Raw genomic sequence first — 14,031 nt, 5'->3', positions numbered from 1 at the left:
ATTACTTTCTCAAAACTACTTGCTGAGGTTGGGTTTCATACCATGCGAAATCCAGTTCTTCACCCGCATCGAGAGCAGCTTTAATGGCATCTTCATCTGGGACAAAACGAACTTCACGCTGCAGAAAGCGTTTGGGTAATTCGGCTTCTTTGTAGCGGAGCTTTTCTGGATTGTTTTTGATGTAAAACGTGCCGTATGCGCCTTTCATTTTCTCAACTTCTAGCATTTGGAATAAGTTGAGTAGGGGATAGGTCAGTCGGCTGCGTTCGTCTTTTAGGCTTTTGGCTCGGTCGCCGTAAGGTTTGGCTTGTTCTGTATAAACCTTCTTTTCTGCATCCGCGATTTTCGCTTCGGTTTCCAGTTTATCCATATAACGACGATACGCCATCAGCTTGTCATCGATGCTGCACTCTAAACCCGCTAGGTTATCGGCAATGGTTTGCTCGTCCCATTCTTCTTGTTTGGCAAGCTCCAACAGGTCAAAGACCTGCTGGTTAATGTCATTCATACTTTCAGTTTTATTAGCCATTAGCTTGCTCCTGTTGAGTGGTGTTTAGGTCTTTATTGAAATCATCGATAGCGCTCTGAGCTTGGATGGCTATTGCACCAATCGCTTTGCTCTTTTTACGTTTGCTATCTTCATCTGGTGTGGGGTAAGCCGCTAACGCGGTAATTGCTAGTTTCTCAAGGCGTTTGATTTCAGCCATCGATGGCGCAGTTGAGAACTTGTCGGTGTAAGACTTCGCTTTGTTGATGGCGAGTTCTGCGGTTTGAGCATCAAACTCAAGCTGCTTGAGTTGGCGATTTGCCAGTTGAATTTGCTCGGTTTTGTTGATTAGGGTGTCACCGTCATAAGTACCAAGATAAACATCAGCACAGATACCCGTCATTGACATGGCTTTACCTAAAGCATCAGACAGCGATTTCTTTTCTACTTCATCGTCGTGAACAAAGTAGCCACCACGAGCGAGATACAGTTTGCGAGTATCACCGTATTGAGTGAACGATACCTTTTCACCTTCGTGTCGGTACCAAAACTCAATTTCGACTTTATGGATTTGCTCGAAAAATTGGCTTATCTCACCGTTCATGATGATTGGTGCGCCGGTATCAATCCATTCTCTGATTACTCTGTAACCCCAACCGACTCCGATAGGTCCCCAAATTTCAGTCGCTTTCATTAAGCGGTATTGAGTTTTTATTGAAAGACGACCGTTCTGGTCTGGTTTAACGTGTTGCAGGTTGGTTTTGAATCCTTTCATCCATAATGCTAGGTTGGGATTGTTTTGGTAACCGTCCGGCAAGTCTGCAATAGTGACCACATTGATTGGTTCATTTGCAGCGTCTTGTTTTATAACTTCTTGAGGAACATCAGAATTGCTATTGTCATCAGTAGCAGTGGTAATATGCTCAACATTATTGCGTTCAACATTTGGTTCACTTTTGGAGTGATTTTGGTCATCTTTGGTCTGATTTGGTAAATCTTTAGCGTCTTCTGGTAAACTTTTCTCCGGTTCTGGTTCATTATTTACCGCCTGTTTTTTCATGACACCCAAGATATTCCCTTCATGATCTGCTGTTTCAGTTAGCGCGCCTTTTACATACATATCTAAAATGGGTAGATAAAAATCAGTAAGTGACTTTTCTCTATTTTTGATACTTAAATCGATACTTTCACCGAGATCGCCAGATTCAGTAATTCCGTATGCTAGCAATGAGCCGATGACGTCGGGAGTCAATGTGTTGCCGCTCAACTTTTTAATTTCGCCACTCATAATGCCGTTTATGAACTGATCAATTGCAGCTAGAAGGCTTAGCTTACATCCTGTTTCCTTGACAAGCTTATGTGCGATTTTTTTCTCATCTTCATACATGCCAACATTTGGTGTTTTTTGCCCTTCTTTTATTTTTCTATGTGAGTGAAAACGCCCTGACAAATCTTTAAATATCGCATTCTTACTTTTCAATGTGATATCTAGTCCCATCCGTTCACATAAACAGTCAATCGCTAGCTGGTACGTAGCATTGGGAATGTCACCGTCATGTTGTGAAAACTCAAACCACAATGCGCCTTGCCAGCCGTCATCTTGAAAGCCGTTAACTCGCAATACACGTTCATTATCTGTCATTGTAAATGAGGCTATTGCGCCCTTAGCAAGTTCCACGTTGCTAATTGTCACATCGTTAGAGCAATCTTGGTTCAGTTGTCGATCGATTGTGTCTGAGTGATACACGAATGCAGTAGTTTTTTCCGTTTCATTCTGCTGAGTAGTTTCCAAATTTTCACGGAATAGAGCTCTTAAACGACGAATATTGAGAAAATCAAGAGCGCATTCGCTACCGGACACCCATTCGTTATTTTCTATATTTTTTAGCGTGGCTTTTTCATCAAATCGCACATTATTTTGAGCACTGTGGGTATAACTTTCTTCAATGACAGTTTTTAACTTATCGCTCATTTCTTCATATTGTTCAGGCGAAAAGTCTAGATGCGCATCGTTTGTAACGAGACAGTTTGAGATAAATACCTGGAATTCATCACCACCATCCCAAGGGATTGGTGACTTATCCTGTTTTTCAGTTTCACTCTGCATTGCCAACAAGCAAGCATTAGCCGGTACTAGCAAGTTGTGGGGATTCTTCAATTTGGCAATGGTATCGCACAGTTTGTCGATATCCGTTTTGTCTGTAATGTTTGGTGCTATGTAATCGTGAGCGGTCATTACCTTCTCTTCATCAGCAATGCCAGCTTTCTTTAATCGTTGCTGTACTGCTTTGTAGATAGTTGTATTGAGCTTTGAAGGTGTTGGCGTACATCGAGCAACAAGTTGGTCAACTTGTGGTGACATGTACATTTCATTGCACTTCTGCGTAGTTTCAATCGCTTTGATAAGTGCTTCGATATCGGTGTGTTCAGTAATAAGGTGAGAGATGATTTCGAAGGCGTGAGAGACTTCAGATTCGTTGGTTTGGGCTGTTGGTCTAGCCTCAAATCGTTTGCGAATAGCTGTTTTTATAGGATCTTCTTGTTCACCCATAACCATTGAATTTTCTTCGAAATAGTCAATGTACTTACTTTGGGCGAAAGCTTTATAGAGAGTGAGTGAAGTGTCGTAGGTAGCTAAACAATCGGAGATTGCCTGACCAGCATGTTTTACAGCTTCCCGTTCAGTGGCAAAGCGTTCTTCGCTAATACTATCTACGTTACCGGCTAAACGTTCGGTTTTTGAATTAACTTCAAAGCCGTAGGCATAGCCTTCATCATTGAGGTTTATTGTTGATATAACAGCATGGATATCATCGGTAATATTCATTACTGCTTTTTTGACGATAGGCTTAAACACGGAATCATTAGCTGCGGATTTATTGAAAACTTCTTCTATGCGTTTTTTGCTGGCTTTCGTTTCTTCGCTAAGCGTTATTTCTAGTTGTTCTTCAGTCTTTTCTTCAATTGAGAACCCTGCGTAGAAATCGTGATCGAGTAGTGCTGAGATAAAACGTTTATCTTCTTCCGGTCCATATTCATCATGGTAATCAAGAAATCGTTCTAAACGACCAATGCCTTTGTCTATCGCTTCATCTCGCGAATCCTCAAGTTTGTCTTGAGTCATCGGTTCGTATTTTTCAGTATGAGAGCTTACGAACTTGAAACCGTATGACCACTGGTTATCGGCTACTTTCAAGACGAAGACTTTTGCTCCTTCAAATTCTTGACCGTTATTGGTAAAAATGAATTGAGATAATTCCGCATCTTCGTGGTGATCATCATAGTATCCAGCATCATTCAGTACCGGATAATCAGTAGTTGATTCGCCTTCAAAAGCCAGTAGTTCAGCGTTGTATTCTTCTTCGGTAATCGGTTCAAGTTGGGGCGTTTTATACCAGTCGTTATAGGTAAACTCAGAACTGGCTAATTCTAAATCCCGTTTTTCTACGATAACTCGTACTTGGGTTTTTGCATCAGCTTGCGTTGTGGCCAATGTAGGCACGGTGAGCGTTTTACCATCTTTTACGGGATGTTTAGAGACTTTCTTTTCGCATGTCGCCAAAAAGTGTTTAATTGCCATGGTAGGGTTCCTCATACGGCTAGTGAGCCTTGGATTTTGATTGAAGATGAAATTTCGAAATGCGTTAGTAGTGCTGGAGAGACGTTATGAAAGCCGTGTTTTCGACAGTAATTGGAAATGACTTTTCTATCGTGTGGTAGGGACTTTAAGCGTTTGATGAATTGCTTATAGTTTTCTTCAGTTAGTTTTTCCATAACGAAGCTCCGGCAGAATGGATATTGTGGTGATACCCGTGTTGGGTTAGTTAGAAAGTGATGATTGTGTAAGGATTAGTCGGGGAGTATTTAGCCACGCCCCGCCGTGGTTTAAGGTTGGATTTCCACAAACAACCTAAGAAACTTACGGCGCTATCAGATAGCGCTTAAATGAGCTTGCGGATGTTCTTTCTTTTCTGTTGATGATCTATTGTTCAATTTTGAGATAAATATAAAAGTAGGCTCAACTATGTCCGTATATTCAATTAGTTATGGAATACAACCGACAGCAGAAGCGAAAGCGACTATTGAAAAGGTATTTAAAGGTTCTAAAGCGATTAGGCTCAGCGAAGGATGCTGGTTTTTAGAGACCTCGCTTTCTAAAAGTGAGGTAATCGATACTTTGGCTTATATCGCCGAACTCGATAAACCTTTCTGTTTTGTTACTCGCTTATATGATGGTGATTGGCTAGGTAAAGCATATTCGCCAGAAATCATTACGTGGCTGACTAACCCTCGAAGAAATTGGCTTTAAGGATGCAGAATGACCAATCTGTTTGAAAGTTTTTCAGGGTTAGTGAAATTTGGTCATTCTGCAAATTGATGGTCGTTGCGTTCTACAGCAAACGAACTCAGTTTCCATTTTGAAATGCCTCTACGTTAGAAGTATTTCAGAATAGGTAACGCTGTCAGATATTGCTTAAAGGTTGGTCGGGGAGATTTAGCCACGCCCCGCCGTGGTTTAAGGTTAAGTTCCCACAACCAACCTTAAAAGGTAAAAATCAAATGGCTGTTTATTCAATAAGCTACGACTTAAATTCACCCGGACAAAAGCACAGAGGTTTAGCCGATTATTTATCTAGCCAAGGAGGTGTCCGAGTAATGGAAACACATTGGTTATTACCATCACTAAAGTCTGCAAATGTAATCAAAACCGAATTGCAAGTACTAGGATTGGTCGATTCTAATGATGTGTTGTTAGTATCAGAAATCACTATTACTAACTTTGATGGTGTTAATGTGTATGAAAATGCCATTATTAAACAGTTTTTAACTAACAGGTTTTAGATTGTGACTGAGAACGCTCTACATATTCGCAGAGTGTTCTCATACTTTGGATAGCTTCTGATTTTAGCTGACCCATTAAAGAAGCATCGAATGTTGGTAATATTTCATGACGACCCGATTGAACAACCATCGCAATTTTCCTGCCCGCGTCTCTCCATTTCTCAAGTTCTACTGCTTGAAGTCCGGGCTGGGCGCGTTGGTTGCCTAACAGTTGTAAAAGCTGAAATATTAAATTATCACCATTAAGGTGGTTTTCTAAGTCTTCAAGCAGCTTGCTTACATAACCTAAAGTAGCTGCATCTGATACTTTGTTATCCGGCACAGCTTCGGTTCGTGCCTTAGCTGCCATTTCAATTGCTTTCCAAATATGAAAAGCTTTGCTTTGATTTTTCACGGGTTTCTCCATTTGTTGAATTGTAAAATTGTGGTGAGGATTGGTTCTGGGATATTTCACCACGGCCAGTCGTGGTTTAAGGTCGGATTTCCACAAACAAATTAAGGGTATTCTTGGTGAAAAATGATATTCGTACGTTAATTGAATTACGTTTGAATTCTAGTTGTATTAACGTTGCTACATTGTTCAATGGGGAAGCATTCGATCATGAGTTGATTAAACGAATTTTTCCTATGTTGTCTTATGAATTGTTACATGAAGCGGATAAAACTATCAGTTCAATGCTTGAAGATGCTGGAGCTGATGCTTGCCAAAAAATCTGCTATTCAGATGTTTATGAGGATTTCATCTCTGATGATTCAAATTCTGAACGATATGAACAAATCGATGATGCTTTGCAAGGCTCTGAAATGACTCGCGAGCAGTGCTATGTAGTTCTCAAAGAGATGTTGCCCAATGAGCTTGAACTTGCAGAACGGATAAACCCTAGAGGAGAACTTTTTTTAAGAAACATTATCATTTCGTACGTATCCCATGCTTTTCTTCACCTGCTGATTAAAAATGATGCCAACATGACTATTACATGGGGACCTTCTTGTACAGATGAAGAGGCTAGAGCCGCTCATGCATTACTTTATGGACAAAGCATGCTTTTGAAAGATGCAGTTTTCAATGGGTTCAATGTTGCTTATGGTTGTAAATGTGGCTCATTTGAATACGAAACAAACCAAGCCAACCACAAGCTACTTAATCAATTAAGAAAGCCTTACAAGAAATCTTTGTTACAAACAATAAAGCAAATCTTCTCTTAATAATCTGAAATGCCTTCAATACTGTTCATCAGGCTTTGTCGGCATTTCTTAACTACCCAGTCCGATCATTAAAAGCATTTCAGATGGCTCTCATATGAAAGCTATCAATTGTTTCTACCTCACCGCCGAAACTAGGCGGGGCTTATTCATCTTGTCGGGTCATTCACTCGGTTAAACCATTCCAGTACATGCTGTTTCTATTATCTGTAAGTCCTAGCACCCGGTCGCCGATTTGATGAGTAAGGTCTATTTCAGTGAATTTCTGTCCTCCGTCACTGGTACTCGGAGTGACCTAGCGCATTTTGATGCGGTTAGTCGTTCATGGTTCGGATTGTTAAAGAGCTAACTAACATTTGTCAGTTGACATATTTAACTTACCCTTAGGTTATATTTATTGTCAATACCTGTAGGTTATATTTTCTTTTGGGTATAAAAAAACCGCCAGAGTGGCGGTTAAATTAAATTGTTATCAGTAACTAATTGGTCATTTCAATTGTTTTTAAAACAGCTTCCAACGAGCATCAACAACGACTCCTGCTATCTCACAAAATTCTTCTTCAATATTGATTCGTTTATATGTTGGATCTGGGTTAAGTGGAACTAAGAACGTTCCTTCTGGTTCGATACTTATTTTTTTAAACGTAGCCAAGCTTTTGGTTGCACAGTAAGCAACGACAAAGTTTTTATTTATATACTCTTTCTCAGGATCTACAAGAATGTACATACCTTCTGGAAATGTAATCCCAGAACCGAAGGGGGCTGTCATTGAGTGACCATCAACAATCAACCAGAATGAATTCAAGCTACATTTGATAGCTGTGGATAGGTATTCGAGGTCGAATGTTTGAATTGCATCTCTAAATTTTCCAGCTGATACTTTGCCAAGAACAGGAAAAACAGCTTGGTATTCAGGTTGAACTGTCACTTTTGCAATATTGCTAAAATCATCATCAGGATCTATTCCGTCAAGCCAACCGTTTGGGAGATTAAAAGCATCGCTGATTTTTTTTACCATAACGTCAGAAATATTTTTCTTCCCATTTTTTCCTGACTCGTAAAGCATCCTCGATACATAAGATTGAGCTGTATCGATTTTATCGGCCAAAGTAACTACTTTGCCGTCGCATTTCTCATCTTTCAGCTTCAAAAGACGCTGACGTCTAACTTCATATATATCCATGTCTAAATTCTAGCAATCGTTAACCTGTAGGTAAATTCCCTTTAGGTATTGTTTTGTGGTTACCTGTGGGTTATATTTTTATCCAAATGGAGGAGACGATGAACAAACTAAGAGAATTTTTAAATAGTTTAAGTTCTACAGAGCAAAGCCAATTTGCAACCAATTGTGGGACGACGATTGCAAGTTTAAGAACAGCCATCAGTAAGAAATCAAAATTAGGTGCCGCACTTTGTATGAAGATAGAAATTCAATCTGCTCAGAAAGTTACTCGGTTAGATTTGTTATCGATGACGGATTGTTTAGCTATTTGGCCGAATGAATTTAATCGTAGCGAATTTGAGATAAATCAGTAACTACCACGGAGAACTACAAATGGTTGAACAATTTGAGACCTTACGAGAAGCCATCTTGAAAAGTGAGAAGTTCTTCGCTGGTGGGCGTGCAGAATTAGCTCGTCGTATGGGAATGACCTATGACCAATTCCGCAACCGGCTAGAGGAAAAAAATGGTAACAAGCCGTTTGATGCTCAACAGCTAGAAGATATTCAGTTTATAACCGGCACTTCTCACATCGCACAGTACTACGCCAACAAAGCTCATTGCATCTTAATCAAATCTGTTCCAACAGAGCTCGATTCTGCAGAACTTTCTGAAATCCAAATTGCTGAAATGGCGGCAATTGGCGAGATGAATATTGCTATAGCCGAAGCTCTTAAAGACGGTGAGATTGATGAAAAGGAAGCAAAGGCAATTAAGGATGTCACGATGAAAGCGGTATCTAAGATTCTTAATGGCAAGCTATCAACGATCAGCGTTTACCGCTCCATCTGTTAAGCGTTTTCATTCACTATTAACAAAGATGCCAGAATTATGTCGGTAAAAATAATGAGCTTTGTGTGGGACAACATGGAGCTGAAAGGCAATAACAAGTTAGTGATGCTTTGCTTGGCTGACTTTGCTAACGATGAAGGGTATTGCTACCCATCCATTGAGACGATCGCTAGAAAATCAGGGATTGCCGAAAGCACGACTAAAGGCGTGATAAAGCGGCTAGTCGAAGATGGCTTTCTGCAAAAAAAGCAGCGATCCAAACTAGGTGACAGTGGTCGGAGAGTCGCAACGTCCAATGCGTATTACTTAAATATTGGAAAGATAGTTTCGGGTGCTTATGAGGGGCTAGATTCTGGATGTTCAAAACCTAGCTCCTCAACTAACTCATTGAAAGATAAAGAGGGTCTAAATTATGAACGTCCAGATTATGAACGTTCAAAACAGCGAGTTTTGAGGAGCCAGATCACTGATTTTGAACAGCCAGAATCTGGCTACGATCCATCAGTTAAAGATCCATTAGTAAGAGATCCATTAAGAGATCTTGTTCCGAGCAATGATGATTTGCTCGAAACCGACAAACCGAAACCAGATTTTGAACTACCAACAAATCGAATTGGTGAAGTGTACTCGATATACACCAATGATATTTTTGATTTGAGAGCGTTGTATCCAGCTGTAGACGTGATGCAAGAACTTCGAAATATGCTTGGATGGCTTAGAGCAAATCCGACTCGACGCAAAACGAAAAACGGAATGGCGAGGTTTATAAACTCTTGGCTCGCGAAAGAGCAAGATCGGGGGCGTTGTGATGCCAGTCTCGTTCCTGTTGCTTCCAAAGTCAGTGATGTTGAAGCGATAAACAACAGTATTCGCCTTGCTGAATCCAAGATTTCCGGCTTGAAAAGCGATATTCAAAAACGGGCGGGTTACCAGAGTCCAGTAGCAGTAAGTGCTATTCAAAGCTTCCAAGATGAAATAATTGGGTTGCAGAGTTTCATCAAAGAGCAACTCGCGTTACGCCAAGCGCTAGTGGGGTGCTAGATGATCTATTTTAGCCCCAGATTCCTATACTCCGGTTCAAAGAAATGGCGTATCCCATCAGACCGAATATTTGTCGAGCGTAAGTTGCAGCGTTTGAACCCTGAAAACCAAAAAATTGCCACTAGGATGTACGAGGAAATTTATAAATTTCACTTCAATAGAGGCGAATACAGTTTAGCCAGAGATAACGCTAATCGAGCTTTGGTTAGATTTGTGAACGAATACGGGATCACATTGGAGGACTTCCAAAAACTTCAGGCAGCGAACGATGACGCAGATTGGATTGAATCAGAAATCGAGAAACTGAAAATGCTTCAACGCTTGGCTAAGCCGAGAATCAAGTTAGGGGAGTAACGTTATGCGTAGTGTTAAGGCTAGAAAGCCCAAAGAGGAAATCATCGGTGTCATTACTGCTGGTGGATTCTTGCAATACGCCACTCCTTTGATGCGAGAGAAAGCCTCTGCAATGAAAGGACGGGTGGTGGCTATAAAACCGAAGTCGAAAGCAGCGACGCGAATTCTTGAACACCATCGTAAGTTTTTTGCTTTGCTCAACCTCGGTTTCCAGTATTGGTCGCCTGATGTCAGTTTAATTAGTGAACCCGAACACTACATTGCACATGAAACTGCAAAACGTTTCTGTCAGCTAGCAGGGCGCTTAGATATGTATGAGTCACACGGCACTGAAATTGCCGAGTTAGTTCTCGCTGATGTGAAGAAAAAACGAGAAGAACACTGTGATCCAGAAGCCTACAAATGTGAGGAAAACTATCGCTATCAAGTGATGATTGAAGCGGGATTCTTCGATTTAGAGTTTTTACCTAATGGTGGAACGGTTAAGCGACCTTGGTCGATTGCTTTTGACAATATGGATCAAGAGCAATTCGAAAAGATTTACAAAGGTTGTTTTAACGTCATTTGGAATAAATCACTTTTCCAAGTTTTTAACGATGAGCAGGAAATGCAGAACGCCGTTTATCAACATATGGAGTTCGCATGAGAAATAAAAAATATGGGTATAGGGCACAGAAAGCCCAAGAGCAGTTCAACCGTTTTATTGTTATCCGAGATTCTGGAAAACCATGTATCAGTTGCGGTCGTTACCTGCCGCTTTCATGCGGTCATTATCGCTCTGTTGGTGCAGCTCCAGAACTTCGATTTAATGAAGATAATGCTCACGGTCAGTGTTATGAGTGCAACGGCAATAAATCAGGGAATGTCAAAGAGTATCGAGAAAGCTTGATTGAAAAAATTGGCTTAACTCGAGTTGAAGTGTTGGAAAATTTCAATGAGCGCCAGAACTGGACCGTATACGACTTGCATGACATTGAACGAGCATATAAAGCAAAAACCGATGTCATGAGTACTAATTGGGAGTACTACTATGAATCAGCATAGCGCACTGGAAAAAATCGGCAGAGCAGGGCTTAAGACTGTGCGCTTTGATACTGGTGTCGGTGGTATTCCTGAATATACGCAAATGGATTTTGCTCATGCGCTGACTGGTTTAAGTAAGGAAGCGACTGCATGGGCTATGTACGCATATTCAAATACCGAAGATGAAAAGTCTTTGTCGTTCGTGACGGCTCGTTTAGCGAAAATAATTGCTCGTAAGTATCCAGAGTTCCCTCCTAAATCGATAGTTGGTTTAGTCAAAGTTACTTTACGAGAGTGCTTGATGTATGCACCTGGAGAGGTAAACCGTAAAGGGTGTTCGGTTACTTTGCGCTGTGCCGCCATGAACATTTCTCGTGATACTTATTATCGTAAATCCAATATGATCCAGTCTGCGGTTGATACAGTGGTGCAAGTTGTTCGATGTTGGGAGAAGCAGATAGGTGATAAGGTGGTAGATAAGTTTGCGAGTTGTGAAGGCTTATAGCATCGTTTTAAATGCTGTTGTCCTGTAGATGCGTTATGTAGATTGTTTCTACATTTGTCACGAAAAATTGATTAAGTGGAATTATTTTCTCATTAATTTTATGTGGTTACGTTAAAGTGAGCTTAGGTTATATGGAATCGTTTGGAGAGTCATGTTCCGTATAAGAACTGTTATGTGCTCATTGAATAATGGAGAGTCTATATGCAGGTAGATCTTGATGACTTGGAAATGGCGATGGAGTTTGTTTCAGGGGATCTAAGTTTTGGCGCTGAGGCATATTTGAACATGCAATCTGGACAAATTTATTACATTGGCGATGATATTGAAGAGGTCGTGCCCGAGGATATCGAGGACTCAGATAATTACCTTTGTATTCCAAGTAAACATGACTTAGGTTTAGGTCGGAAAACTGTTCTTGAATTTGTTTCCCGAGAGCTCCCAAATGAATACAGCCTAGTATCTGATTACTTTAGCCGAAAAGGTGCTTTTGCTAAGTTTAAGAATCGGTTAGAGGAAATTGGTGCACTAGACAAATGGCATCAATATCAAAGCTTAGCGATAAAGCAAGCTTTGAAAGATTGGTGTGACGAAAATTCAGTTCAGTATGTGGCTTAGCACATAACAAGGCGCTTAAGCTGGACTGCAAACGCATGGCGGTTTTAGTTCAAATCGGTTTTGTGTGTTTACGGCGGTTATTTTAGTTTTGGTGGTGTTTGCAGCCACTTAGCTTGGCGTTATGTACTTTGGAGGTCAATTGGATATTGCAGAGCTTTTTAATTTCTTGTCACAAGAGGGTAGAACAGTTATCTACTTTGTTGCGTCAGCATATGCTCTTTATTTTTATCATACGAAAATAGGGTTTAGACTCAGTATTACCTACGAAGTTAGCAGCGATGCATATACGGATAGTCAAATAACCAAACTGGTGGTTAGTAATCACAAAGATAAAACGGTCCCAATTTGGTCTATATATGCGGTTTTGGAAAATGATGTGAAAGTAGAGGTTTACAAACCAGCAGAGCCGGTGGTTTTGAAGTCTGGAGAGTCTATTTCAATTGCACCAGAAAAGTATACATCTCTCTCTATTGGTGGTGATCATTTTGAACCGCATTTTTTCACTCGAAATGTAGATTTCTACATCAATGTAGGTAATAAATTCGTTAAGTGTAAGGACAGGAAGTTCAAAGATAGCTTTCTTGAAAAAATACCTCAGGCGCATAAAACGAGAATGCTCTTTGATGGGCATTTATACAACGAGAACGTTAATTATATTTTGGTGTATTTTCTCGATGGTAAAAAACATACGGCGTATATCGACAGTAGGGGCTTTATTGGGCATGAGTGGGGACTTGCGCCGAACAGCTTTGGTCAAGCTACAGTTACCCCCGAACTAATTGAAAAAATGCTTGAGCATTACGGATATACTTCAATATTTTCTAATTATGTTTGCTTTAAACGCAATGGGCATGATTTTGATGTGGCATTTAAAAAACGTACATAACAAGCATTTAAGAGGGATTCACAACGCTTGGCATTTTTGCTTCTACTTCAAATTTAGTGTTTATGGCACAATGCGTTAGGTGTGGGTGGTAGCGTTGTTCACCCCTTAATTGGGCGTTAGGTTTCTATTAAGTATGCTGGACCTTTAAAGCATTATAAAAGATAATCATATGCTACTCAGTAACTATAATATTCCAAAACTATGCCTGAAGAATTTGACTCATCCACAAAAACAACAGCCAATAAAGAAAACTCAAGCGACACGCTTGCAGGTTTCCTCGGTATTCTTATTTTTATCGCTATTAGGTATGCGATATGGAACTGGATAGCTGGCGATGATTCTCTTTACAAGAAGAAAAGTGAACTACAATCGGAAATTATCACATTAGCTGCGAATGGAGCAGACCTTACTGATGTTAAGCATCATTTCAGTACCGCATTTCATCAAGAATGGAGTCTATTTTATAGATGGAATAACGACAAAAGTGAGCATTATAGAAACGACGACACATTGCTTTTGGTTCTTAAAGATATAAAAAATCAAATCTACCTAGGAAAAGCAGAGGTTGAATCTAATTTAGGTAGTGTAGGGGGGTTAATCAATGAATATTGTAGTGGTCAATAAAAATTGGCCACAGTTTTAGAGTTCTCCCAATATAATCGTTCTGATTCATTGGGTGTTAACCCGCCATTATATTGATGGGGCCTAAGTTGGCTGTAATAACCAACTATATATCTCGTGATTTGTTGCTGAGCTTCTGAAAAGCTCCGATATCCTGCCGTTGATACCCACTCGGTCTTTAAGCTGCGGAAAAGCGTTCCATCGGTGCGTTGTCCCAGCAATTTCCGCGTCTCGATAAGCTTTGCTTAATTTGGTAACGCCACAGCATCTGACGATAATATCTGCTTGTGTAATGACTACCTTGATCACTGTGGAACATAACATTTTTTGGAGACCTTCTGGATTCAAAAGCCATCGTTAATGCTTTGCCCGTTAACTTACTGTCTGGTGATAAAGACATCGCCCAACCAATTGGCTTACGTGCAAACAGGTCTATCACA

General features: G+C 40.3%; 18 protein-coding genes and 1 pseudogene. 13 read left to right on the top strand and 6 right to left on the bottom strand.

What is annotated here, in order from left to right:
* Position 1: 1 nt before the first annotated feature.
* The 3 genes from ACK5MF_RS00425 to ACK5MF_RS00415 are packed head-to-tail and all read right to left on the bottom strand — an operon-like array spanning position 2 to position 4,261.
* The gene (locus ACK5MF_RS00425) at positions 2–529 is read right to left on the bottom strand and encodes a siphovirus Gp157 family protein (RefSeq protein WP_416918290.1); all 528 of its coding nucleotides are present in this window, start codon (positions 527–529) and stop codon (positions 2–4) included.
* Positions 522–4,067: a hypothetical protein gene (locus ACK5MF_RS00420; protein ID WP_416918288.1), complete on the bottom strand. Its 3,546-nt coding sequence runs from the start codon at positions 4,065–4,067 to the stop codon at positions 522–524. Before ACK5MF_RS00420 ends, ACK5MF_RS00425 begins: the two co-directional genes overlap by 8 nt.
* An 11-nt stretch (positions 4,068–4,078) precedes the next feature.
* Positions 4,079–4,261 carry a hypothetical protein gene (locus ACK5MF_RS00415; protein WP_416918286.1) on the bottom strand — a complete coding sequence of 61 codons (183 nt, stop codon included), beginning with the start codon at positions 4,259–4,261 and terminating at the stop codon, positions 4,079–4,081.
* 250 nt (positions 4,262–4,511) lie between these two features.
* On the opposite strand from ACK5MF_RS00415, the gene ACK5MF_RS00410 reads away from it, so the two are divergent.
* Both ACK5MF_RS00410 and ACK5MF_RS00405 read left to right on the top strand, forming a co-directional pair.
* The gene (locus ACK5MF_RS00410; RefSeq protein WP_416918284.1) at positions 4,512–4,796 is read left to right on the top strand and encodes a hypothetical protein; all 285 of its coding nucleotides are present in this window, start codon (positions 4,512–4,514) and stop codon (positions 4,794–4,796) included.
* A gap of 251 nt (positions 4,797–5,047) precedes the next feature.
* Positions 5,048–5,329, top strand: coding sequence for a hypothetical protein (locus tag ACK5MF_RS00405; protein WP_416918282.1), 282 nt, complete (start codon positions 5,048–5,050; stop codon positions 5,327–5,329).
* On the opposite strand, the gene ACK5MF_RS00400 is transcribed toward ACK5MF_RS00405, so the two are convergent.
* Positions 5,316–5,723, bottom strand: a complete 408-nt coding sequence (locus ACK5MF_RS00400; RefSeq protein ID WP_416918280.1) for a hypothetical protein — start codon at positions 5,721–5,723, stop codon at positions 5,316–5,318. The genes ACK5MF_RS00405 and ACK5MF_RS00400 overlap by 14 nt on opposite strands.
* 116 nt (positions 5,724–5,839) lie before the next feature.
* On the opposite strand from ACK5MF_RS00400, the gene ACK5MF_RS00395 reads away from it, so the two are divergent.
* The gene (locus ACK5MF_RS00395) at positions 5,840–6,535 is read left to right on the top strand and encodes a hypothetical protein (RefSeq protein WP_416918278.1); all 696 of its coding nucleotides are present in this window, start codon (positions 5,840–5,842) and stop codon (positions 6,533–6,535) included.
* Between the two features lie 499 nt (positions 6,536–7,034).
* On the opposite strand, the gene ACK5MF_RS00390 is transcribed toward ACK5MF_RS00395, so the two are convergent.
* Positions 7,035–7,715: a LexA family transcriptional regulator gene (locus ACK5MF_RS00390; protein ID WP_416918276.1), complete on the bottom strand. Its 681-nt coding sequence runs from the start codon at positions 7,713–7,715 to the stop codon at positions 7,035–7,037.
* A 98-nt stretch (positions 7,716–7,813) separates the two neighbouring features.
* Between ACK5MF_RS00390 and ACK5MF_RS00385 the strand changes: the two genes are divergently transcribed.
* The 10 genes from ACK5MF_RS00385 (at position 7,814) to ACK5MF_RS00340 (ending at position 13,594) form a co-directional block, all read left to right on the top strand.
* The gene (locus tag ACK5MF_RS00385) at positions 7,814–8,068 is read left to right on the top strand and encodes a hypothetical protein (RefSeq protein ID WP_416918274.1); all 255 of its coding nucleotides are present in this window, start codon (positions 7,814–7,816) and stop codon (positions 8,066–8,068) included.
* A 19-nt stretch (positions 8,069–8,087) separates the two neighbouring features.
* A complete protein-coding gene (locus tag ACK5MF_RS00380; RefSeq protein WP_416918272.1) occupies positions 8,088–8,549 on the top strand; it encodes a YmfL family putative regulatory protein in 462 nt (153 codons plus the stop codon).
* A 36-nt stretch (positions 8,550–8,585) separates the two neighbouring features.
* Complete coding sequence (locus ACK5MF_RS00375; protein ID WP_416918270.1) at positions 8,586–9,587, top strand: helix-turn-helix domain-containing protein; 1,002 nt, start codon at positions 8,586–8,588, stop codon at positions 9,585–9,587.
* Entirely contained in the window at positions 9,588–9,941 is a 354-nt protein-coding gene (locus ACK5MF_RS00370) for a hypothetical protein (RefSeq protein ID WP_416918268.1), read from the top strand. It abuts the gene before it with no gap.
* A gap of 4 nt (positions 9,942–9,945) precedes the next feature.
* Positions 9,946–10,587: a DUF1367 family protein gene (locus ACK5MF_RS00365; protein WP_416918266.1), complete on the top strand. Its 642-nt coding sequence runs from the start codon at positions 9,946–9,948 to the stop codon at positions 10,585–10,587.
* Positions 10,584–10,985, top strand: a complete 402-nt coding sequence (locus ACK5MF_RS00360) for a recombination protein NinG (protein ID WP_416918264.1) — start codon at positions 10,584–10,586, stop codon at positions 10,983–10,985. The genes ACK5MF_RS00365 and ACK5MF_RS00360 overlap by 4 nt, the downstream gene beginning before the upstream one ends.
* Positions 10,972–11,469, top strand: a complete 498-nt coding sequence (locus tag ACK5MF_RS00355) for a hypothetical protein (RefSeq protein ID WP_416918262.1) — start codon at positions 10,972–10,974, stop codon at positions 11,467–11,469. The genes ACK5MF_RS00360 and ACK5MF_RS00355 overlap by 14 nt, the downstream gene beginning before the upstream one ends.
* A gap of 201 nt (positions 11,470–11,670) precedes the next feature.
* On the top strand, positions 11,671–12,084 hold the full coding sequence (locus ACK5MF_RS00350; protein ID WP_416918260.1) for a UPF0158 family protein: 414 nt from the start codon (positions 11,671–11,673) through the stop codon (positions 12,082–12,084).
* A 139-nt stretch (positions 12,085–12,223) separates the two neighbouring features.
* Positions 12,224–12,970: a hypothetical protein gene (locus tag ACK5MF_RS00345; protein WP_416918258.1), complete on the top strand. Its 747-nt coding sequence runs from the start codon at positions 12,224–12,226 to the stop codon at positions 12,968–12,970.
* A gap of 201 nt (positions 12,971–13,171) precedes the next feature.
* Positions 13,172–13,594 (top strand): hypothetical protein, encoded by a 423-nt coding sequence (locus ACK5MF_RS00340; RefSeq protein WP_416918256.1) that lies wholly within the window; start codon positions 13,172–13,174, stop codon positions 13,592–13,594.
* Here the strand turns inward: ACK5MF_RS00340 and ACK5MF_RS00335 are convergent.
* Positions 13,588–14,031, bottom strand: a pseudogene (locus tag ACK5MF_RS00335) (IS3 family transposase); the annotation flags it as partial. The gene ACK5MF_RS00340 and the pseudogene ACK5MF_RS00335 overlap by 7 nt on opposite strands.

This window comes from Vibrio sp. (assembly GCF_047973365.1).
Taxonomy (GTDB): Bacteria; Pseudomonadota; Gammaproteobacteria; order Enterobacterales; family Vibrionaceae; genus Vibrio.
The sequence above is the reverse complement of the archived record's forward strand: the minus strand, read 5'-3'. Positions and strand labels throughout refer to the sequence as shown.